The organism is Dyadobacter sp. SG02, assembly GCF_900109045.1.
Lineage (GTDB): Bacteria > Bacteroidota > Bacteroidia > Cytophagales > Spirosomataceae > Dyadobacter.
Genome location: NZ_FNYL01000009.1, coordinates 282,426 through 303,744, shown reverse-complemented (window position 1 = coordinate 303,744; position 21,319 = coordinate 282,426). Strand labels below are relative to the sequence as shown.

The 21,319-nt window shown below is 49.7% G+C and carries 18 protein-coding genes; 7 read left to right on the top strand and 11 right to left on the bottom strand.

The genetic code is table 11. From position 1 onward, the window contains the following. Nucleotide 1 precedes the first annotated feature (1 nt). The 7 genes from BMW93_RS22045 to BMW93_RS22015 all read right to left on the bottom strand — a co-directional run bounded on the left by BMW93_RS22045 (nt 2) and on the right by BMW93_RS22015 (nt 7,954). A complete protein-coding gene (locus tag BMW93_RS22045; RefSeq protein ID WP_218147723.1) occupies nt 2–3,436 on the bottom strand; it encodes a TonB-dependent receptor in 3,435 nt (1,144 codons plus the stop codon). A 28-nt stretch (nt 3,437–3,464) separates the two neighbouring features. Further along, nucleotides 3,465–4,460: a FecR family protein gene (locus BMW93_RS22040; RefSeq protein WP_090381379.1), complete on the bottom strand. Its 996-nt coding sequence runs from the start codon at nt 4,458–4,460 to the stop codon at nt 3,465–3,467. 62 nt (nt 4,461–4,522) lie between these two features. After that, nucleotides 4,523–5,179, bottom strand: a complete 657-nt coding sequence (locus BMW93_RS22035; protein WP_229240679.1) for an RNA polymerase sigma-70 factor — start codon at nt 5,177–5,179, stop codon at nt 4,523–4,525. Between the two features lie 368 nt (nt 5,180–5,547). Further along, the gene (aqpZ, locus tag BMW93_RS22030; RefSeq protein WP_409013112.1) at nt 5,548–6,279 is read right to left on the bottom strand and encodes an aquaporin Z; all 732 of its coding nucleotides are present in this window, start codon (nt 6,277–6,279) and stop codon (nt 5,548–5,550) included. Next, on the bottom strand, nt 6,276–6,773 hold the full coding sequence (locus BMW93_RS22025) for a hypothetical protein (protein ID WP_090381373.1): 498 nt from the start codon (nt 6,771–6,773) through the stop codon (nt 6,276–6,278). The genes aqpZ and BMW93_RS22025 overlap by 4 nt, the downstream gene beginning before the upstream one ends. Nucleotides 6,774–6,847: 74 nt before the next feature. Then, nucleotides 6,848–7,321 (bottom strand): hypothetical protein, encoded by a 474-nt coding sequence (locus BMW93_RS22020; RefSeq protein ID WP_090381371.1) that lies wholly within the window; start codon nt 7,319–7,321, stop codon nt 6,848–6,850. Nucleotides 7,322–7,354: 33 nt separating this feature from the next. Beyond that, on the bottom strand, nt 7,355–7,954 hold the full coding sequence (locus BMW93_RS22015; RefSeq protein ID WP_090381370.1) for an OmpA family protein: 600 nt from the start codon (nt 7,952–7,954) through the stop codon (nt 7,355–7,357). Nucleotides 7,955–8,283: 329 nt separating this feature from the next. Between BMW93_RS22015 and BMW93_RS22010 the strand changes: the two genes are divergently transcribed. Both BMW93_RS22010 and BMW93_RS22005 read left to right on the top strand, forming a co-directional pair. Next, complete coding sequence (locus tag BMW93_RS22010; RefSeq protein WP_090381368.1) at nt 8,284–9,186, top strand: AraC family transcriptional regulator; 903 nt, start codon at nt 8,284–8,286, stop codon at nt 9,184–9,186. A 100-nt stretch (nt 9,187–9,286) separates the two neighbouring features. After that, nucleotides 9,287–9,694, top strand: a complete 408-nt coding sequence (locus BMW93_RS22005) for a VOC family protein (RefSeq protein ID WP_090381364.1) — start codon at nt 9,287–9,289, stop codon at nt 9,692–9,694. Nucleotides 9,695–9,749: 55 nt separating this feature from the next. Here the strand turns inward: BMW93_RS22005 and BMW93_RS22000 are convergent, their stop codons facing one another. Continuing rightward, nucleotides 9,750–11,324 (bottom strand): VCBS repeat-containing protein, encoded by a 1,575-nt coding sequence (locus BMW93_RS22000; RefSeq protein WP_090381361.1) that lies wholly within the window; start codon nt 11,322–11,324, stop codon nt 9,750–9,752. A 276-nt stretch (nt 11,325–11,600) separates the two neighbouring features. On the opposite strand from BMW93_RS22000, the gene BMW93_RS21995 reads away from it, so the two are divergent. Beyond that, complete coding sequence (locus tag BMW93_RS21995) at nt 11,601–12,149, top strand: alpha/beta fold hydrolase (RefSeq protein ID WP_090381359.1); 549 nt, start codon at nt 11,601–11,603, stop codon at nt 12,147–12,149. Nucleotides 12,150–12,278: 129 nt separating this feature from the next. Here BMW93_RS21995 and BMW93_RS21990 read toward each other — a convergent pair whose 3' ends face one another. Then, the gene (locus tag BMW93_RS21990) at nt 12,279–12,623 is read right to left on the bottom strand and encodes a helix-turn-helix transcriptional regulator (protein ID WP_090381356.1); all 345 of its coding nucleotides are present in this window, start codon (nt 12,621–12,623) and stop codon (nt 12,279–12,281) included. Continuing rightward, nucleotides 12,604–13,056: an SRPBCC domain-containing protein gene (locus BMW93_RS21985; protein ID WP_090381354.1), complete on the bottom strand. Its 453-nt coding sequence runs from the start codon at nt 13,054–13,056 to the stop codon at nt 12,604–12,606. Before BMW93_RS21985 ends, BMW93_RS21990 begins: the two co-directional genes overlap by 20 nt. A gap of 248 nt (nt 13,057–13,304) precedes the next feature. Here BMW93_RS21985 and BMW93_RS21980 point away from each other — a divergent pair, with 248 nt between their 5' ends. Then, nucleotides 13,305–13,700, top strand: coding sequence for a hypothetical protein (locus BMW93_RS21980; RefSeq protein WP_090381351.1), 396 nt, complete (start codon nt 13,305–13,307; stop codon nt 13,698–13,700). Continuing rightward, complete coding sequence (locus BMW93_RS21975) at nt 13,697–13,900, top strand: helix-turn-helix transcriptional regulator (protein ID WP_090381348.1); 204 nt, start codon at nt 13,697–13,699, stop codon at nt 13,898–13,900. Before BMW93_RS21980 ends, BMW93_RS21975 begins: the two co-directional genes overlap by 4 nt. Nucleotides 13,901–14,078: 178 nt before the next feature. Here BMW93_RS21975 and BMW93_RS21970 read toward each other — a convergent pair whose 3' ends face one another. Beyond that, the gene (locus BMW93_RS21970) at nt 14,079–15,806 is read right to left on the bottom strand and encodes a hypothetical protein (RefSeq protein WP_090381346.1); all 1,728 of its coding nucleotides are present in this window, start codon (nt 15,804–15,806) and stop codon (nt 14,079–14,081) included. A 409-nt stretch (nt 15,807–16,215) separates the two neighbouring features. Between BMW93_RS21970 and BMW93_RS21965 the strand changes: the two genes are divergently transcribed. After that, nucleotides 16,216–19,407, top strand: coding sequence for a TonB-dependent receptor (locus tag BMW93_RS21965; RefSeq protein WP_229240677.1), 3,192 nt, complete (start codon nt 16,216–16,218; stop codon nt 19,405–19,407). A gap of 14 nt (nt 19,408–19,421) precedes the next feature. Further along, the gene (locus BMW93_RS21960; protein ID WP_090381344.1) at nt 19,422–21,239 is read left to right on the top strand and encodes a RagB/SusD family nutrient uptake outer membrane protein; all 1,818 of its coding nucleotides are present in this window, start codon (nt 19,422–19,424) and stop codon (nt 21,237–21,239) included. The last annotated feature ends 80 nt before the right edge of the window (nt 21,240–21,319 follow it).

Genomic DNA, 21,319 nt, shown 5'->3' with positions numbered 1-21,319 from the left:
ATTAAAAATTAAGACTTGCTCCGAAGCTTACCGTTTTCATTTGCGGATAGATGTTCCCGAAGCTGGCATTCAGTTCGGGGTCCCATAGTTTGAATTTGCTGAAAGTGAATAGATTAACAGCTTGTGCGTAAATCCGCACGGTGGAGATTTTCGCCTTGTTGACAATCCGTTTCGGCACCGTATAACCGACTTCGGCGTTCTTTAACCGGATGAAGCTCATGTCTCTCTGATAAAAGGTAGATGCCTGCCGGTTGTTTTCATTGTAGGCCAGGGACATCCTTGCGTATTCGGCATTCGGGTTCTGGTTGTGCAGGCTCCATCTTTTCTCGGCTGCGTCGGCCAGGATCTGCCCGTTCACCAGGATACTTCCCTGAGGCCCTTGTACCGGGTCCCCGCCGATGATCCTGGTCACATTTCCTGTTCCCTGAAAGAATGCCGACAGGTCGAATTGCTTATATTTTGCGCTCAACCCGAAGCCGTACGATAGCTCCGGCACCGTGGTCCGACCTATGGCTATTCTGTCGTAGCTGTCGACAACACCATCCCCATTGATATCCTTGAACTTGATATCACCGGGCACGACGGAGCCAAACTTCTGGACCGGGCTTTGTTCGATATCTTCCACCGACTTAAACAGTCCCAGAGAAACCAATCCGAACTGCTGATCGTAGGCTTGGCCCGCAATTTCCTGGTAGCCGTATATCGGGGTGGGTGAATCATTGTAAATCACCTTGTTGCGGTTGTAGGAAAAGTTCCCGCGAGCCGAGAGCAGCCAGTCGCCCTTCACATAGCTGTATTCGAGAGAGCCGTCCACGCCGCGGTTAGCCATTTTACCCAGGTTTACATACTGCGCCACGTTGATCCCCACTACGGACGGCACACTTTGCTGTAAAATATAGATCCCGTCGCGGCGCTCGTTGAAATAGTCCACTTGCAGTTTCAGCTTATCCCAAATACCCAGCTCGAACCCGATGTTCGTTTTGATTGCTTCTTCCCAGGCTACATTAGGGTTTCCCGGATTTCCGGTTGCAATGCCGGTAATGTATTTCTGGCCGGTTGTTCCGAATGTGTATGAATTGGAATACTGCATTTCCGAGTTGTAGGCAAACCGGCGGTCGCCGCCAATCTGGTCGTTCCCGATGTACCCGTGTGAGCCCCTGAACTTCATCAGGTTCACCGCCGGGAACAGGTTTTTAAAGAATTTCTCTTTGCTCACGTTGTACCCGATGCCGACAGACGGAAAGAAACCGAAACGGTGGGCAGGAGCGAAGTTTTCCGACCCGTTATAACCGAAGTTGCCGTCGAAGAAAAGCTTGTTTTGAAAGGCATAAGTCACCCGCCCGGCGATACCGATGTTGCGGTAGGGGAAGGCCTGGATGTAATCGCCGGGAAAATTGTTGGTATGCTCCCTTTTGGTAAACAAAAACAATCCGCCTATGCGATGATCGCCGAATGCATTGTCGTAGTTCAGCGACGATTCGAGATTCGTCGTTTTGGTGCCACGGTTGGACCGGGCCAATGACAGATAATCGCTTCCGTCCGTGTTCTTGTGGAGGATAAGTTGCCCGTTCTCGTCACGGCCCGTCGCGTAGTAGGTAGCCGGGTTTTTTCTTTTGTCCAATGTCGATTCATTGGTCGCATCCCATGAAAACTTGATATTGAATTTCAAGCCCGGCAGCAAAAAATCACCCAGGTCCTGTGTGAGGCTCATCAGCGACTGCGAGGTATTCCAGAAATCCTGGGAATATCCGGTCGAGTTCAGCGAATAGTAGGGATTGGCGCCGACCAGCGGCTGGGCGTGCGTACCGTCGGAATAATAGGACGGAATGGAAATAGGCGGCGTGGTCATCACCATCACATACATAGCGTCCATGTTAACCCCCAGGCGGTTCTTATTTTCGTAGGTATTCGAAAGGTTAAGGCTTAATTCGGTGGATTTGGTGATGTCGACATCCAGGTTTGACCTGAAGGTGAATTTGTTGTAACTCACCGAAGGGTTGTACGACTTGCTGACGACGGGATTAAAAAGGCCGTTTTCATTGTAATACGAGCCGGAAACATAATATCTGGCGATTCTGCCTCCACCCGATACATTCAGGTTCAGGCGGTTGCTGGTTGTCGCGTCTTTGTAAATGGTTTTCATCCAATCTACGTTGGGATAGAGGTCCGGATCTTCTCCTGAGAGATATTTCTGTTTGACGTGATCGGGGAAAGGAGTGGAGCCGTTCGCGTCGTAGCTGATATCGTTGTAGTAATCCATCCATTGGCTTGCATTAGCCAGCTTCGGTAACCTCGTCGGCGCCAGAAAGCCCCTTTCGTAGCGGGCATTAATGGTTGGTTTATCGGAATATTTACCCTTCTTGGTGGTAATCAGGACAATGCCGTTTGCACCTCTTACCCCATAAACGGCCGTCGCGCTGGCATCTTTCAGGATCGAAAACGACTCGATATCCTCCGGATCGACCAGGTCCAGGGAGCGTTGAATACCGTCTACCAGAATTAGCGGGGTGTTGTTGGCCCCGAAACTGCTGATGCCGCGAATCCAGAAACTCGACCCCGAGCCGGGCTCGCCGCTTCCCTGGACCGAGACGATACCGGCGATCTGACCGGCCAGGGCATTACTCAGTTTGCTGACGGGTACTTTCAGGTCGCTGGCAGAAATCGTCGAAATTGCCCCTACGATACTTTCCTTCCGCTGGGTCCCGAAAGCGACGACAACCACCTCATCCAGGTTTTGATTGTTCGGGCGCAGGATCACATCGAGGGTTTTGCGGTTAGCAAGCTGTACTTCCTGGGTTACATGCCCAACGAAAGAAAAAACGAGTGTCACATCGCCTGCGGGTACCATCAGGCTGTAATTGCCGGACGCATCCGCAGATACGCCCCGTAAAGTGCCCTTCACCGTGATATTCACACCTGGAAGTACTTCCCCTTTTTCATCCGTAACACGTCCTGTAACCGGTACATCCGCATTGGTTTTCGAAAATTCCCTGATCTTTCTGCCCATGAGCTCTAATGCCGCCACGGTACTGCCCTCCGCCGGCTGACCGGAAATACCCCCTGGCGTTTTTTGTATCGGCGCAGGGTTTATTTTTTCATCCAGCAGCACATAGGTGCCCTTTTTTACCTTCCTGAATCGTATCCCTGTGGATTCCAGCAGCAATTCCAGGTTGGCTTCGAAAGACGCCGAGGGACGGATGCTATTGGACGGAACCATGATCTTATGCAGGATTTTCTCTTCAAAGAGCAAATCCACCTGATATTTGTCTTTCAGTATCAACAGCATATCCGACAGCTCCCTCAATTGCGGCCTCGTGTCCGATTGGCGGACAATCGTTTTCGAATTGGCAAGGAGCTGGCCCAAAACCGGATCTGGAATCGCGCCGCTTGCCAGACAGAGGCAGAAAAACCTGATCAGCTGTAACTTTAAATTCATAAATCGGCAGGTTAGGATGAGAAATTGATTATGGATTAGGAATCAGTATGATCTTGTTTTCGGCCTTCATTATTTCAAAGCTGTACATATAGGACATGCTTGAAAGCAGTTCTTCGGCATTTTCGGCGGGGAATGAGCCTGTTGCGGTGCGGGTAGCGAGTGCTTTGTCGTTTATTTTCACTACCACGCCAAAAACCTCATGAATTTTCGCGGCAACTTCCCGCAAGGGCGTATCATTGAAAACAAACCGGTGTTGCTTCCATGCCGAGTGCTGCGCGAGCTGCGCTTCGGATAGTTTCTCAACCTTTATTTTTCCGCTTCTTTCGATGGTCGCGCGGTCGCCCGGCAGCATGGTAAGGGGCTTTTCGCCGGCATTGGAAGAAAGCTCGACCTTGCCTTTGTTAAGTACCACATTGGTTTGCTTCGGCCTGGTGTAGACGACAAACTCGGTGCCGAGCACGGTTATCAGGCTACTGTCGGCGTTATGGACTTTAAAGTATTGGTGATCAGCGGTATGTCGTATCGAAAATTCGGCTTCGCCTTCCAGGTAAACATGACGGGTAGACTTTCCAAAGCCCCATCTGGGGACTTTCAACGTCGAATTTGCATTCAATACCACCATGCTGCTGTCGTCAAGACAAAATTTGTTCAGTTCGCCAAAGGCAGTTTCGTAGGTTCGGTACATCAAAAAATCCCTGCCCAGGTACGAACCGAATCCTATCATGAACAAGCTGGCGGCCGCCCAGAGGAGAATCGTTTTTGTGGAAGCTTTCCGGACGGACGATGGCAGCCGGCTGGGCGCAGGTTCGTGCTCCTCCGATAATTTTTCCGTGATTGCCAGCAAGGCGGCCGATGTATCGGGCTGGAACTGGAGTTGGCTCCTTTCCCATTCTTCCAGCCATTCAAAGTAGGTCTCCGCATTTCGTCCGTCGGCAAGCCAATCTGCTATTATTTGTTTCTGCAGAGTGGTCGCATCTCCCGAGAAGTAGGTGAATACAGTATGTTTCGTCAATTCTGGTTTCATTTTTAATCTTTTTAGCAATGGGCGAAGTGGCCAGGAGAGACCTGTCGACCAAAGATTCTGGGTTAAAACAATTCTGAAAGGCCGGCGATAATGGCCAGGTGGTGGGTTTTGAGTGCTTTCCGTAATTCGACAAGCGCTTTGCTGATATGCGCTTCGACGGCCTTTTTTGAAATCTGAAGTTTGTCCGCTATTTCCTGGTAGGACTTTCCGCCAAAGCGGCTCATCAGAAAGACCTTTTGATTTTGAGGAGGAAATCCGGCGATAATCCGCTCGATTTTCATGTAGAGTTCGTCAAATTCCATCAGACGATCCGGCTGCATATGAACCGATACCAGCGTTGCGTCTTCCAATTCTTCGGCTATTTCATTCCTTAGTTCCCATTTCAGATAAGTGAAACACTTATTTCGTACAGAAACGAACAGGTAAGCGCGAAACGAAGTCGTGATATGCTCATGCACGCGTTTTTTCCAGAAAGATAAAAATGCTTCCGAAACGATATCCTCAGCTACCTCTTTGGAATATACGTACCTGACGGCATGGCTGCATAATGGCGTGTAATAGTGGCGGAATAACAGGTCGTATCCCTTTTTGACATCTGTTTGAAATACGCTTTTGATAAAGAACTCCTTGTCGACAGGCTGCTCCGCACCCGGTCCCTGATTGTTTTCGGAATTTGCCTGCATCAAACTACTTTCCCGCAAAGGTCCGGACAAACTCATATTCTGCATCTTTTCCAAACTAACCAATATTTAGTATACCGTTTGTTACAGAGACAGAATTTTTTAGCAACACCCTACCTGTTTTTGCGAAATAGTTAAAAAAAGTTGCTGACCCTCATCGAATGCTAATTTTTTCCCACACATCCGGGCCGGTAATACCAGATGGCAGAGTGTCCGTTCCGGCAATCTGCCCATTGAATTAATGCATCAATGCGCAGTTTGTCAGTTACTTATAATGAATAGTTACGCGATCTGGCGAGGTCGATCAGCTCTCAATCGGAGGGTTCGCAAACGGGCGCTGCCCGGGGTCCGTCTCGTGAGAGGAATCCGGGCAGCGTATTTCACATTCTGTATTCTAATGAGGGCTGTCAGTTCTTGTCGGCAATCCATTTATAGGCGATCCCGGCGATAAGCGCTCCTGCGACGGGGCAAACGATGAAAAGCCATAACTGTTCCAGCGCCCAGCCTCCTACGAAAATGGCCTGGCTAATGCTGCGCGCAGGGTTTACGGAAGTGTTGGTTACCGGGATACTTATCAGGTGGATCAGCGTCAGCGCAAGGCCGATGGCGATGCCTGCAAATCCTGCGGGAGCAGAGGGGTAAGTGGAACCCAGGATAATGATCAGGAACATGAAGGTCATGACAAATTCGGTAAGCATTGCCGCGGTCAGGCTGTATTTTCCCGGGGAATGATCCTGGTAACCATTGGCCGCAAAATCACCGATCGAACTACCGTTGCCGGTAACGATCATGTAAAGAACAAAGGCACCTGCGATGCCGCCTAAAATTTGTGAAACGATATAGGGAAGCAGGTCTTTCCCCGTAAACCTGCCGGCTGCCCATAAACCAACGGAAACAGCCGGGTTCAAATGCGCCCCGGAAACATGGCCCAGCGAGTAAGCGATGGTCAGTACGGTTAATCCAAAAGCAAGTGAAACGCCCAGTAAACCGATCCCGACATCGGGAAACGCCGCCGACAATGCTGCACTGCCGCACCCGCCTAGCACAAGCCAGAAAGTGCCTAAAAATTCTGCTACATATTTTTTCATAAAAAATGAAGTTGTAAAATGATAAAAGTAAGTTCCGAAGTGGTGGGCTATTCGCTTTCGATCCGACCGCCGTCCAGGCTATCCTGCAACTCGTTCAGCTCGTCCCATTTGCCGTCGCGCGCCAGTTTCGACTGTTGTGGCCAGGTCGACGGGTCATGCATTTGAAAGCGGGAACCTGCCAGATGTAGTATCGTGACGATCCATGATGGAGCCGTGTCAGCTAGTTGACCAAAAGTATAAATGCCGTGTTTGTTAAGCAGTTCCTCTATTTTGGGGCCGATGCCTTCGATAAGTTTTAGATTATCCGGTGTTACCGCATTCAGTGCAGCGTGTGCCGGCTGAATAACGGTGTTCCGGGATTTTGTTCGGCATTCATCGAGGTCGGCTTCCCGTTCAGACAACTTTTCACGCAGTCCCCGGGCTTTGCTTTTGGAAATCCTGTCGCCTATCAGCCAACCGATAACGGCTGCGAGGATCAGGAGAATGAGCATTTCCGAAATGGCCACCGGTTTACTCAATGGGTTTATGTCTAATAGTATCATCATTCAGGTATTTAGAATCGGGATTGTTTTAGCTATCAAATGGTTAAGTTGCCAGTTGGTGCGGGTAGGGTAAACGATCAGGCCTTGCCGCCATCCAGCGTATTCTGCCATTCTTTCAATTCATTCCATTTGCCGGCAGCGGCCAGCGCAGCCTGTCCCGGCCAGGTTTCGGGGTCGTGTACCTGAAAACGACGACCGGCGTCGTCGAGGATCATCTTAATCCTCGCAGGCGTAGTCTCACTCAGGTGTGCGTACGTCAGAATGTCCGCCCGATGAAGCAGCTTCTCGATCTGCGGGCCTATTCCTTCGATAATTTTGAGGTCATCGAAAGCGATTGCAGCAACCCCGGCCACGGGTGCAACCAGGCTGGCAAGGCCTTTACGGCATTCATCGAGCCCGTTTTCGACACCGGCCAGCTGCAATTCCAGTTGGGAATTCAGATCATTCCCCCTGCGGTAACCAATGATGTAGCCAATAATGCCCGACACCAGTAGCAGCAGCAGATGTTGCCACCATGCATTGGGCGAGTCAAGCGGATTAAGTTGAAACATATCCTGGTCAGTTAAGTTGATATTGAAGCGGAATTATTGCACGACAATGGCTACACGTCGGTTTGCCGCCCGGCCCTCTGGCGTGCTGTTGGACTCCTTCGGCGAGGATTGGCCCCGGGAGTCGGTCACCAGTTGCGCGGCGGGCAATCCGGCGCGCACAAACTGCGCCTTCACCTGCTCGGCGCGTTTTCTGGACAAGGCGTCATTGCCCGCACGGCTTCCCACGTTATCCGCATGCCCGGTCAAAAGGAGCTTTTTATCCTTGTTCGCAGACAGGTATTTGGATGCTTCTTCGAGAAACTTCTGATTATCATCGGTCTTGATGTAATCGAGACCGCCCGTATTGAAATAGAGATCGATCGGCTTAAAGATGCCGTTGTATTTCTGGGCTTCCGCGAGTTTGTGTTCGGCGGAAGGGGCAACATCCGGAGATGCGGAGCTAATGCCCCCTTTCACGGAATCGGGACTTAACCGGGTATCGTGCAGGGGCGCAACCACGATTTCCCCGGATGGAGCATCGGTGGGAACCAATGGCGCATCGCAAAGCTGTTTGATTTTACACGTGTGCCACCACGTGCCTCCGGCTATCCATACAGCCAGGATAATCCACAAGAACGTATTGTTCTTCGTCATAATAAAACAGTTTAAATGAAAACGGGTTTTGGACAGAACCGGGTCGCGACGGGGTTGCGCGGACGATTGTGGTACAAACTATATCTACAAATGACAGGAATTTGAAGATATGAGTGTAAACTACCAGTAACGTGGCAATTTATTGAATACGTTTAAGGTATTGATTTTCAGATAGATATATTGATTTGGTCTGACAAAATGTAGAAATGTTTCTATTGAAGTTTCCAAGCAGGTATTGGATATAACACCCGGTCGATGACCTGATTATACTATATTTGAACTCTGCCGAGCAACGATAGAAAGTAGCCAGCTACCTCAAAAGCATCCTGATGAGTAACCAAAAAACACCAATTCCTTACTATACGGACATTAATGACTTCCTGGCATCGATCCCCTCGCCAGGGAGAACAACGAACCCGCTTTTCTATTGTCTGAGGCTCAAAAAGTTGGAGCATCCGGTAGAGATTTACAAGCCTCCCTTCAAGCGGTCATTTTATTTTTTTGCGCTATTTGTCAATTCGGGCAACGCGCAAGTCAATTATGGCGATAAAACAGTGACCAATCCGGAGTCGTACCTGGTTTTCCACTCTCCCGATTTGGTGTACAGCTTCTCTCACGACGAGACTTTGGAAGGATATGTAATCTATTTTAAACCAGAGTGCTTTTCGTTTTTCAAACCTGATTTTCACGAAGAATTCCCGTTCTTCAACCGGTTATATACAAACCTGTTCAAACTGGATCAGGCGACCTTCGGCGATCTTTCACCGCATTTCGAAGAAGTACTTGCGGCTTATGACAGATCCGGCACGGAGTCTCATATGGAAGCCCGGGCGAGGCTGCTTGCACTGCTTTATTATATGAAGGTATTTGTAGCGGAAAGAAAGAAAATAACGCGGTTTGCAACACCCCAGCAACTGCTCCTGAGCAAATACGTTCAACTGGTGAATAACCACTACATCGACAAAAGGACGGTAAAAGAATATGCAGACATGCTCTCGGTGACACCCAATCATCTTTCTCAGTCGGTCAAGGCCGTTTCTGGCAAAAACGCGCTTTCGTACATCGCCAGCCGTTTATTGACTGAGGCAAAATCGTTGCTGTTGTACACCCATGTCGATATAGCCGAGATTGCTTACCAACTGGGCTTTTCCGATCCGGCTAATTTTGGCAGTTTCTTTAAGAAGCATGAGCGGATGTCTCCCCTGGCTTTCAGGAAGCGAAAGGACAAATAGAATTCACCATTATATCCAAGCTTTTAACCAGCCAAAGAAGCGCACGGTCACTTTTCTTTGCAGTGATATTTATTCAATAACTGCATAAAAGAAAAAACAAATGGCCACTAAAATTTTTGTCAATCTTCCGGTAAGTAATCTTAACAGGTCAAAAACATTCTTTGAAGGTCTTGGTTTTACATTTAACCCGCAGTTCACGGATGAGAATGCCGCTTGCATGGTGATCAGCGACGCCATCTACGCGATGTTTTTGACCAGGCCGTATTTTGGGACATTCACGCAAAAGCAGATTTGCGATGCCCATGAAAACACGGAAGTGTTAATCGCCCTCGACGCGGGCTCGCGGGACGAAGTGCAACAGATTATTGCCAAGGCAAAGGAACTGGGCGCTACCATTTATAAAGAACCTGCGGATCATGGCTGGATGTATCAGCACAGCTTCGCCGATCCGGACGGCCATCAATGGGAGTTTGCCTATATGGACGAGAGCCAGTTTCCTGCGTCATAAAACGGTGAACGAGGCGTCCCGTGGACGGGTATACTGATCAGAATGCGCGGCAGTTTCAACGTACCGTGTTTTCCAGAACAATCACCGAGGGGCCTTCGGAAAGCCATTTCTTGCCTAGCCCGGTAGTATCACCCATGGGCAAGAAATATACGAATGAGCCGAGTACCAGATCGGTATCCCCGTCCGCATCCATATCGCCCGCGTCCATAACGATCCACCGTCCTTTGGAAGATTGGGGAAATGAATAATCCTCAAATCTTAACTTTCCTTTGTTTTCCAGATAAATAAAACTTTCCTCTGGGTAGCGCAGATAGTCCGGGAAAAAGGAGATAGCTGCAATGTCCGGGTCACCGTCCAAATCGTAGTCCCGGACGATTGCCTTATAAGCGCCGTTCAGTTGATAGAAGTACGATTGTTTGAAATTATTTCTGCCGTCGTTCAAAAAGATGTAGATACCGTGGTAATTTTTCAAAATGGGCGTTTTGTCGGCATTGTCGCCGCAGACGTATACGATATCATCGAACCCGTCTTTGTTGAAATCAGCCAGTTCGATATGCTGGGAGCCGTTTAGTGGCAGGAACGTCAGCAACCTCCTTTCTTTGAAGCGACCCGAGCCCTGATTTTCATACAAAAAAACACCTTCGTCGCCCTGCGCCATGAGCACATAAACATCCAATAGTCCATCGCGATTGGCATCCTTGATCACCGCGGAGATCGCGCCGGGTTTTTCGTTCAAGATCCGTTTCTGGTAATCGCCCCGTCCATTGTTTTCATACCAGGCCAGTTGCCCGGTTTCATTGCCAAATTCGCAGGCAACCACATCTTCGTGCCCGTCTTTGTTCAAATCCCCGTAAGCGACAAACACGGGCCGCCGCAAGTTGGGAATGGCGGTCGCACTGGCCTGGTACCCTTGTCCGGAACTGTTTTTGGTCAACCGATACACGGCTCCGCTAGCGTTGTCGGTCGGAAAAACGCCGTTTTCAATAGCTGTCAAATAGAGCTCGTTTGACTTTTCATAAAAACCGATGGGCGTCGCACCCAGACGCACGCTGTAATTTTCCCGGAGATCGGGGGTAAGAAATGTAAGCACATTACGCCTGCTTTTGCCATCGCTGAATGCGATCCCACGCTTGTCCGGCAGTATTTTGACCATGGTTGTCAATGAAGGCCGGTGCGAAAAACTGGCCTGGCGGTACTTGAAATGTTTCAATCCAATCCGGATCGGATGCTTGCGAACGGGCGCGGGGACGCTGTCCGGCGCATTGTCCATGTAATATTGTTCGATCTTTTTCCAGTCCTCGCGGGCCAAAACAGGGTTTTCGGGGTAAATACCGGCAGCGCGGACGATCTCTCCACCGGTTCTCGGGTCAAATAAACTGTCGGGCCTGGCGCCTCCACTGTAAATACCCATCCGGTTGCCCATTGCCGGGAGGACTTTCTGCCAGCTGTTTTTCGGCAACAGTTCGGGGCTCACCAAAGCGTGGCACCGGCTGCAATGCGCGATCGCCAATTCCTTTCCCGAAAGATTGGTAGCAGGCACATCTTTAAACTCCTTGTCTTGGTTTTGTTTTTTGGTATTGCAGGAAATCAGCAGGAATACGAAAAGGGGAAACAGGAGTATTTGTCGCATAAAAATCAGGGTCGGGACTGGTAAATATAAATCAACTTTTATCTTAATACCCGCTGTTGGTGCGAAGAGGCTAGTGTTTTTGCCTGCACAAGCCCGCCCGAAATGCAGGTAGTCCGGGCAAGTTTCAGGAATAGTGCCGCCGAAACGTATTCTTTGTCGCGGATACCCCTCCTAAATGGCCGGATTTACCTATACGGGAGGTTGCCGGGTTTATTATTTTTGACAAATGCTTCCGGGCGTTAACCGACACTCAGCCCCTTTCCAATTCATTCTGTTATGGCGAAACAAGTAGTATTCTTTCACGGCGGCGGGTCCCGGGAGGATTTTGAAGCCGATAAAAAATTGGTTGATTCTTTGGAAGTCCATTTAGGATCATCCTATGAGATTCACTACCCGTTTTTGCCGGATGACGGATCGCCGGACCTTGGAAGGCGGCGGCAGATTAACCAGGCAATATCAGAGAGCGAAGACGGTGTAATTTTAGCAGGGCACTCGTTCGGCGCTTCGATGGTACTGGCGTGCCTTTCCGAATTTGAAGCAGAGCGGAAGATCGCAGGGATTTTTCTCATAGCGACGCCTTTTTGGCAAGGTAATGAGGACTGGGTGCAAGAGTTCAAATTGCGCCAGGATTTCGCGGAGAGGATCGATAGATACACTCCGTTGTTCTTTTACCATTGCCTGGATGACGAGGAAGTTTCTGTTGATCAATTTGCGATTTACAAACATCACCTTCCGTGGGCGACCTTCCGCGAAGTGCAAACGGGCGGACATCAGTTTAATAATGATCTCGGAATCGTAGCAGCCGATATCCGCAGACTTTCATAAAGCTTTTAAAAATGCAGGTGCAGACTGGTAAGCCCGCACCTGCCCATAAATCTCCTGACATTTGGTCAGCCAGCATGTTGACCATTAAGCCGGACGTTTTTATGGTATTTGTTTTTTGGTTGTTACTATTCAGCTTTTAGCTCCCGGGCCATCGGGTGGCAGTTTGTTGTTTAGCAGGTCTTCCAATTTTTGCAGTTTAGTGAGCCAGAATTGATCGAAGTAGGAGATCCACGACTGCAATTCTTCGAACCCGTCCTTCTTTAAAGTACAGTAGCGCTCGCGCCCGACGTCGGTGACGGAAATAAATCCAGCCGTTTCGAGAATCTTCACATGCTTGGATACCGCGGGCCTGCTCATTTCGAAATTTTCGGCCAGGTGATTGATATTCATACTGCCGGCAAAGAGCAACATGAGCATCTTTCTTCTGCTGGGATCGCCAATTACCTGGAATACATCAAGAGTGGGTATTGCCATACTTTTCCGCGTTTAGAAGGTCCGAGATTTTTTGCAGCTTTTCCACCCAGCCCAGCAGCAGCCCGTTGTACATGTCCAGGTTCTCTTTTTTAGCGAAACCGGTGTGTTCCAGATGCAGGGTGGTACCATTTTCAGTGGGTTCCAGGTGCCAGTTGACAACGGATTCCAGATTGATTTCTTCGTTGCCCGGGCCGCAGTTCCATGAATAGGACAGGAGCTTCAATGGAATAATGTCGAGCACTTTGCAGTAAAAAATCCCATCGAAATTCAGGGAAGCGATCGGTCCGGTTCTAAACCGGAACTCGTGCCCGATTACCGGCTTGAAGTCATTTTTCATCAGCCAGGCTGCCAACAAGTCCGAATCGGTGAGGTATTCCCAGACGGTTTCAACAGGATGGGGAAACGAGAATTGATGTTTGATAAGTTTTGTCATGATGCGTAACTTTAAGGTTACGCAAACTTAAAGGTAACTTCTGAGTTACGCAAATTTTTAAGAAACAATTTTGAGAAAACGATTGAAAGGGAAAGTTACGAGGACAGGGGTTGTGGCAATGCACGCAAACGAAGGGTGTGGAAGATCGGATCTATATGTCTACTATTGACGATATTTTGTCAACTTTACTTGACATAAAGAAATGTTTACATATCTTTATGCAAGCTAAACATTCAACATCTGAACTTATGGAACGGTCTGTGAAAAAAGTAAACCAAAACTCCGTAATATTCGCGCTCATCTACGGGGCTACCTATTTGCCGGCGGCATGGCTGTTAAAGCATCAGCTGGTAAGCAAACCATTTTCGATCATCATCGCGATAGTGCCGATCGTCACGTTCGCTGTTTTTGTTTTGAAGCTGATCAAGGCGTTTTCGGTCATGGACGAAGTAAAGCAGCGGGTGCAGTTAGAGGCCGTGGTGATCGGGTTTTCGTTGACGGCCATGCTGATCATGCTTTTGTTTTTGCTCGAACTTTGTGGGGTTACTAATCCCGGTTGGTTTGGCTATGGTCACCTGGTGGCATATTGTTGGCTCTTTTATTTTGTGGGCTGGTTCGTTTCGAAGAAAAAATATGGTGTATGAAGAACACGATCAAGGTTGAACGTGCTAAAAAAAACTGGACTCAGGCCGATTTGGCAAAGCATATCGGGATATCGCGACAAGGTCTGAATTCGATTGAAACCGGGAAATTCATTCCGTCTACGGTACTCGCTCTGCGAATGGCAAAGGCTTTTGATACTACCGTCGAAGTATTATTTCAGTTGGATGATACAGAAGAGTGAAAATAACGTAGAAGCTTAATGCCAGACCGTCTGCAAAACCCTCATTGGGCAAATTAGCGAAGTAAACTGACCCGTTAATAAAGTATTGCGAGGTTGCTGATAACAACTTACAGAGCCCGGTTTGCATTCTGATTCCAGGATGCAAGCCGGGCTCTGTAAGTTCAGATTATACTAATGATCAAATATGCAGGTTCGGAGTGAAACCGATCACATAGGCGGCACAGTTTGCAAAAGTGACGTGGCCGTCCAGGTCTGTGTCGTACTCGGTCCAGTCACCGGCTGATGAGGGATACGTTTGCTGAACAAGGTTACCAAAGCCCTCTGCATTCTCGACCGACACACCGCCGCCGACCGCCGACACACCGCCGCCAAGCTGGGCGACCTGGTTGCCGTACTGGAATTTGGAAGGAGGTGTCGATATGCGGGAAGCAATGATCGTAAGTGCCGGATTCAGGCTTTTGACACCGATGGCGTATGCGGTTAGGTTTACTTCCTTGGCCTCCACTTCGTAGTCGCTGTTCTCCGCCTTCCACGTACTGGAATCGATTGGATAACTTCCGAGGAGATATTTCTCGACGCCCTTCAAAGTTTGTGACTGAATTCCCCCACCGGAAAGAATAAACCCGTCGTCCACCTTGGCCTGTGCCGCATCCCTGCCAATATTCGGGTTACTACCATTGCCGGTTTTTACCTGCACATCGAGCAGCGTGCTTTGGTTGCCCGAATAGCTGGGGTCATAAACAGCGATCGCGTAGGATGTCAGGTGCGAATTGGTGTCCGCCGGGATGGCAATGTCGTGGGTGCTGGCCGTCCAGCCCGTGATGTTGCCGTTCTGGTCCTGGTGCGGGTAAGAATTCATCAGGAAGTTACTCTTGCCAATGGGCACGGTGGCGCCTCCGCCGATGATCCGGAAACGCGGGTCGTGGGCCACTGCGTCCACACTGGTTACCATGTACTGTTTCAGATTGATATGAGCCGTGAAAATCGTCGGACGTTTGATGCTTTGGGCCAGGATAACCAGGTTAATGTATTCTTGCAGGATATTCTGGGCTTCCGTTTTCGCTGCCAGCCTGAAAATCTCTATCGTGTCCGACAGCGCATATGCAGTGTCCTTCGTACAGCTGTTACCCCAGGCGATGATGGTGTCTTTATCCTTTGGATCGATGGCCATCCCCAGCGCGCCCGAACCTCCCGAGGTGGACGCGGTTTCGGTAAACGAGTAGGAATGCTTGGTCGTTGATAATTTCTGGGCGACCGACGCCGCCGAACTGATATCGCTCACACCTTTGTATTCTAACGTCACTTCTACCGAAAGGCTTTCTTTGCTGGCGTAGTCGGTCGTTTCCGCTTCTGATTTCAACTGGATAAACCCGCCGAGTTTCAGGCCTCCGATCAGGTGTGTACCGTAAGTGTTCGTAAAAGTCTCGGCTTGTTTCAAAGTAGTGATGGCATCGAGATTTGCGCACAAATCGTCTTGCAAACAAGCCCGGATGACGCCATAATCCGATGTCCGGTAAAAACTGACGGTTCCACAGTCGATAAACGCATTGAAACTGGCATTAAAAAATGTCGCTTTCTGATACACCTCGCTTTCATAGGACGATTTCAAAGATCCGCTGAAAAAACCATAACTGCCTTCGATGCCGACCGAAGCCGCGAATTCGGAATTCGATTCCTGCGACGATTCGTACTCTTTGGTAGTAGCGGAAAAATTCTGGGAAAATGTTTGGGAGATAATCTGACTGTCGGTTAACGGCGTTTTCAGGAAAACGGAAGTTTTGTTGAAAACTTCTTTCGGGTCTTTGGCAATCTTCGGATCAAAAGCATTGAATGAATGCAGGATAAAATCCTGTGGGCGGTCGGATACTTCCGCATCGTGGAGGTTTTCTGGTACTGAAAGTGACATGATAGATTTTGGTTTGGGATTGATTGAATGCTCCCGGTCGAGTGCAAGCATAGTAATATTAGTACACTATCTAGAAATAATTGTATATAAAAAGTTTATCTTATTTAATGGTATACCCCGAGGGAAAACAGGTAAGATTTTCGGCACGCCAGGCTACAATGCACTTCTATCAGGGTGGTAGACTCAAAAATGTAACATGGCAGATAGTTTTTGTAACATTTTTGGATTAGAAATTGCATTATATAAATATATATTTGTGTTCGGTTGTGCCGAATGAGTGAATTGACCCGGAAATTCCATTTTTGTTACCGCCGGGTCAGATCTCTCTGACATATGTTTTCTGCTTGGTGACAATGGTTCGGAAACCATTGCGATGAATGCTTTCTACCACCTTTTATTCATTTTCATTATGAAAAGAAAATTACGGCTTTTTTTACAATTGTCATTTCTACAATTAACGAGTTTGGTCGGGACTTCCGACTCGTTTGCCGCAGGCGTTACCGCCCGTGTGGAAATTGGCAGAAATGCGCGGGCGCTGTCCGCCGACCGGAAATTGAACGGTAAAGTAACGGACGAGGCTGGCCAGGCACTTCCCGGGGTTAATGTAACTATCAAGGGTACAACGCGCGGGACATCCACGGACGTGAACGGACTTTATTCCCTGGAATCCGTCAATGACCCGGATGTGTTGGTCTTCTCTTTTGTGGGGTATCTGGCCAAGGAAATCCCGGTGGGCGCGGCGAGCAAGCTGGACATTGTGCTTGCGCAGGACACCAAGGCATTGGAGGAGATCGTGGTGGTCGGTTACGGCACCCAAAAGAAGGCAACGGTGACGGGTTCCATCGCCAGCATTAAAGGCGATGCCATCGCGGAAGTTCCGGTGCCGAACATCTCTCAGTCGCTGGCCGGACGCGTGGCGGGAGTCAGTATGCGGCCTAACGGCGGGCAGCCAGGCAAGGATGATCCGGATATCCACATTCGCGGCATTGTGACGACAGGCAACAACCGGCCGCTTGTGGTGGTCGACGGCGTAAGAAGGGACAATATCCGTCAGGTGGACCCTGCCAGCATCGAAACGATCACCATATTGAAGGACGCCGCCGCCGTGGCGCCTTACGGGATTGGCGGTGCCAACGGGGTAATTATGATCACGACCAAAAAGGGCAAAAGCGGTAAGCCGCAGGTAAGGGTCAGCTCTTCATACGGATTTCAAAACCCGACATATTTGCCGAAAATGCTCTCTGCGAAGGACTATATGGCCTTGCAGAACGAGGCTTACCTGAACCAGACGCCGGGTGGGACAAGCCTTCCCAACGATCCGGAAATGGTGAAAAACTATGATCAGCTGCACGCGGAAGATCCCTGGAAATATCCGAATTCCAGCTTTGTCGATGTGTTCAACAAGAACGTGCCCGTACAAAACCACGGACTGGAACTAAGCGGCGGCACGGAGAATGTTACGTATCATGCAGGTGTGAGCTATTTCGATCAGAAAGGGATTTTCGATCCGGTGGGTTATAAACGTTATAACTACAATCTGAGCCTTGAAATGGCGGCGACCAAAACGACCAAAGTAGGCATGTCGCTCTTTGGCAGCGTGGAGAACACGCGGGATGTCGATGCGGACGAGACTACTTCCGGTCACCTTTTCCGGAGTTTCTACAAGTTTTTACCTACCCAAAGTCTGATCTATCCCGAGGGCGATAAATGGGGCGAATCTTCGGCCAGTACGCCGATCGGGGTCTTGCGATCTGAGGGGTACAGAAGGACCAATGGCAATACGCTGCTCGGGTCTATATTCGTCGAACAGCAGATCGCCAAGGGGTTGAGCGCCAAGCTTGTATTTAGTTATGACCCGTGGCAGCAAAATGTGAAGTTATGGCACGTGCCGTTCATCTATCATAAAATTGACCTTTCGCAAAAACCTTACACGTATACAGAAGCCATTTCTCTTCAGGAAGGAAACGGCAGGCCTTTCAGGTGGCTGGGGTTGCAAAACCAAAAACGTACCAATTATACCTACCAGGCTTATTTGAATTACAACCGTACATTCGGGCCACATGCGATCACCGGGTTGGTGGTAATGGAAGCACGGAAAACCAAATCCGACTCCATGGCAACCCGCCGGAATAACTTCGCGATCGGGATTGACGAACTAAGTTTTGGTAGTTCCGATAAACTGGACTACGATAATGCAGGCATCTCAGCGACAGGATCGGAGCTGGGTTACGTATACAGAGTAGGGTATACCTACAAAGACCGCTATATTCTCGAAGCGGCGGGACGTTACGACGGGCACTATTATTTCGCCCCGGGCAGCCGGTGGGGTTATTTCCCGGCTTTTTCGGCCGCGTGGAGGGTATCTGAAGAGAATTTTATGAAAAACTTCCGCTTTATCGACGAATTGAAGCTGAGAGGATCGTGGGGTAAGGCCGGTATGCTGGCGGGAGGGCCGTTCCAATACCAGTCGGGATACGATTTGAGAGGAGCCGCGTATGGCTTTGGCAACGGGTCGCTCGTACAAGGATCGCGTGTGCCGCGCGAGGCTAACTCGAAGATTACCTGGGAGATTTCAACCAAAACGGACATTGGATTCGACCTGAGCATGTGGAATTCGTTGCTGACCGTGGAATTCGATTACTTCCACGAGAAACGGACGGGTATGCTCCTGGCGCCACAGGTAACATTACCGGTAGAATACGGGCTTTCCCTTTCACAGGAAAACAAAGGCAGGATGAGCGCGAATGGGGTAGAGCTTAATCTCGGAACGCGGAAGAGAGTCTCCAAAGACCTGGATTTTGCCTTGAATGCCAACATGAGCTATTCGATCAACAAAATGGAGGAGGTATTTCAAACAGACGCGGAAGCCAAAAACCCGAACCGGACGCTGGTAGGACGGCAGTTTGGAACGCCATTCGGCTTTAAGTCGCTCGGATTGTTTACCTCCGCGGAAGATACAAACGGCGATGGCGTCGTGGGTGCGGCCGACGGGTATAATGTAACGCAATTTGGCGACCTGCATCCCGGTGATATCAAATATGCGGATTTGAGCGGTCCTGACGGCAAACCTGATGGCCTGATCGATAACTTCGACCTGACGGTCATCGGAAACCCTGTGTATCCTGCATTGACTTTCGGTCTCACACCCAGTGTGAACTGGAAGGGATTCGATGTGAGCCTGTTCTTTCAGGGGTCGGGAAAATCCAGCATCAGCGTCAGACAATTTATGACCGTTCCATTTGAAAATAACGGCAGTAACACCGCCTACGAATACTTCGATAACCGCTGGACGCCTGATCACCAGAATGCCAAATATCCGCGATCGACGCCCGCGCCTTATGCGAACAATACGAAAGATTCGGATTTCTGGTGGGTTAATTCAAGCTACCTGCGCCTGAAAACGGCGAGCATCGGTTACACGCTTCCCAAAAGCCTGACGAGCAAACTCAGAATGAGCTCTGCCAGGGTTTACTTCCTGACACAAAACCTGTTCACGATCAGCAAAATCAAACACATCGATCCTGAAATGGGCTACACCGATCGCGAGACCGCATACCCGGTCATGAAGGCAAGCACATTTGGAATTGATCTGACATTTTAACGATAACCGATATTATGAAAGCTGCATTGAATTATTTGAAAATACTGGCTGTGGGCATGCTCATGCTGGTGCTGCCGGTGTCCTGCGATACGGATGAATTTTTGGAAAATGCCAACAAGGCGAACCTCACGGACAAAACGCAATGGGAGTCGGAAACCAATGCCGATGTGTTTCTTAATGATGTTTACAGCGAGTTACCCAATAAACTCAACCAGACCGAAACGCTGGACTATTTCAGCGACGATTATAACATCAGCCACTACTACACGGCTTCCAACTGGCGGCAGGGTGTGACGCAAATTCCTTCGAGCAGCACGGATAACCCGTGGGGAGGTACGCAGGGCCCCACTTATGGTTATACCTGGCAAAATTTTTTCGTCAAGATCAGAAAGTGTAACACTTTTATCCAGAAACTGACGGAGAACAAAGCGAATTTCTCGGAAGCCTACTACAACAAACGGATCGATGAAGCGAAATTCCTGAGAGCCTTCTTTTACGGCGAGTTCTTTGTCCACATTGGCGGCTTGCCCATTCTGACGGTGCCTTTGGACCGGAACACGATGAGTCAGGAGGAACTGTTGCAACCCAGAAAAACATTCCAGGAAACGTTCGACTTCATCGTTACAGAGCTTGATCAGATCGTGAAAGGGGAGCATTTGCCGGTTAAATACAATTTGTCGGACAAAGACGCCGGCCGCGCGACGTTGGGGGCAGCACTGGCAGTGAAAGGATGGATCGAGCTTTTTGGTGCCAGCCCGTTGTTCAATACCGCGACACCGTATTTGCCCGATCCCGGAAAGTTCGTGCATTTCGGGAACTTCGACGCCTCGCGCTGGGCAAAAGCGGCAGCCACCAACAAGCAGTTTATCGACAAATACGGTAATGGGCAACGGTATAACCTGTTTGGCGACCTCAAAAACATTTTCCGGGCCAGTAACGAGTACAATTCAGAGGTGATCTGGGACCGTCAGGTGGTGGCTAATGTCGGCGGAATGGGTTCCAGCTACGAGCAGCGCGGCGGTCCGACCTACGTATTGGGCGAATATCGCTCCTGGGGAAATTATAATCCTACTCAGGAACTGGTGGACCAGTTTGCGATGGCTAACGGAAAGCCGATCACCGACCCGACCTCGGGCTACAATCCTCAAAAGCCCTATGCGAATCGCGAGAAACGGTTTTACGACGCTATCGTCCACGACGGGGCTGTTTACAAGCAGGACTGGATGCCCCGCGCCGACACCATTTACACCCGCATTGATGCGACCTATCCGAACCCTGACCGGACCAACCAGATCGACCTGGCCGGGAAAACCGACGTGGGCGACTCGGGATATTACCAGAAAAAACGCCTCAACCCCGACGCAGCTCCCGGTGCGGACGCGAGTGGTCAGAACTACATCTTTTTCCGCTATGCAGAAATCCTGCTGAATTTTGCCGAAGCACAAAATGAAGCGGCAGGCCCGGACGCTTCCGTGTACGATGCGATCAACAAACTTCGCGCACGGTCTGAGCTGCCCGCGCTCGCGACCGGCCTTTCCAAAGAAGCCATGCGCGCCGCCATTGCACGCGAACGCCGGGTTGAGCTTTGTTTCGAAGACAAGCGCTTTCTGGACAACAAACGGCTGGCGACGGCGGCCACGGTCATGAACAAGCCCCGGCATAATATGGTCATCCGTAACTCGGTGCCCGCCAACAATTCGGGTGTGTGGGTTTACACGATCGAAGAGGAGAAAAAGTACAAAGTCAAATTTGAGCCTAAACAGTACATGAGCCCAATTCCGCAGAATGTGCTCGATCAGAACCCCGGTATCAAACAAAACCCCGGTTACTGAAATGTGCACCGGACGCCTGCCTGAGCGAGGGTAGGCGTCCGATTGGTAACATGGGCCATGAGTTGTGTAACATTGTGCCG

What these genes read in the sequence shown, in the direction of transcription:
- BMW93_RS22005 (WP_090381364.1), top strand. Translation starts at nt 9,287, where the DNA reads ATGGCCACTAAAATTTTTGTCAATCTTCCGGTAAGTAATCTTAACAGG.
- BMW93_RS22020 (WP_090381371.1), bottom strand. Translation starts at nt 7,321, where the DNA reads ATGTTTCAACTTAATCCGCTTGACTCGCCCAATGCATGGTGGCAACAT.
- BMW93_RS21970 (WP_090381346.1), bottom strand. Translation starts at nt 15,806, where the DNA reads ATGTCACTTTCAGTACCAGAAAACCTCCACGATGCGGAAGTATCCGAC.
- BMW93_RS21985 (WP_090381354.1), bottom strand. Translation starts at nt 13,056, where the DNA reads ATGACAAAACTTATCAAACATCAATTCTCGTTTCCCCATCCTGTTGAA.
- BMW93_RS22035 (WP_229240679.1), bottom strand. Translation starts at nt 5,179, where the DNA reads ATGAGTTTGTCCGGACCTTTGCGGGAAAGTAGTTTGATGCAGGCAAAT.
- BMW93_RS21990 (WP_090381356.1), bottom strand. Translation starts at nt 12,623, where the DNA reads ATGGCAATACCCACTCTTGATGTATTCCAGGTAATTGGCGATCCCAGC.
- BMW93_RS21995 (WP_090381359.1), top strand. Translation starts at nt 11,601, where the DNA reads ATGGCGAAACAAGTAGTATTCTTTCACGGCGGCGGGTCCCGGGAGGAT.
- BMW93_RS22045 (WP_218147723.1), bottom strand. Translation starts at nt 3,436, where the DNA reads ATGAATTTAAAGTTACAGCTGATCAGGTTTTTCTGCCTCTGTCTGGCA.
- BMW93_RS22025 (WP_090381373.1), bottom strand. Translation starts at nt 6,773, where the DNA reads ATGATGATACTATTAGACATAAACCCATTGAGTAAACCGGTGGCCATT.
- BMW93_RS22040 (WP_090381379.1), bottom strand. Translation starts at nt 4,460, where the DNA reads ATGAAACCAGAATTGACGAAACATACTGTATTCACCTACTTCTCGGGA.
- BMW93_RS21980 (WP_090381351.1), top strand. Translation starts at nt 13,305, where the DNA reads ATGGAACGGTCTGTGAAAAAAGTAAACCAAAACTCCGTAATATTCGCG.
- BMW93_RS22000 (WP_090381361.1), bottom strand. Translation starts at nt 11,324, where the DNA reads ATGCGACAAATACTCCTGTTTCCCCTTTTCGTATTCCTGCTGATTTCC.
- BMW93_RS22015 (WP_090381370.1), bottom strand. Translation starts at nt 7,954, where the DNA reads ATGACGAAGAACAATACGTTCTTGTGGATTATCCTGGCTGTATGGATA.
- BMW93_RS21960 (WP_090381344.1), top strand. Translation starts at nt 19,422, where the DNA reads ATGAAAGCTGCATTGAATTATTTGAAAATACTGGCTGTGGGCATGCTC.
- BMW93_RS21975 (WP_090381348.1), top strand. Translation starts at nt 13,697, where the DNA reads ATGAAGAACACGATCAAGGTTGAACGTGCTAAAAAAAACTGGACTCAG.
- BMW93_RS22010 (WP_090381368.1), top strand. Translation starts at nt 8,284, where the DNA reads ATGAGTAACCAAAAAACACCAATTCCTTACTATACGGACATTAATGAC.
- BMW93_RS21965 (WP_229240677.1), top strand. Translation starts at nt 16,216, where the DNA reads ATGAAAAGAAAATTACGGCTTTTTTTACAATTGTCATTTCTACAATTA.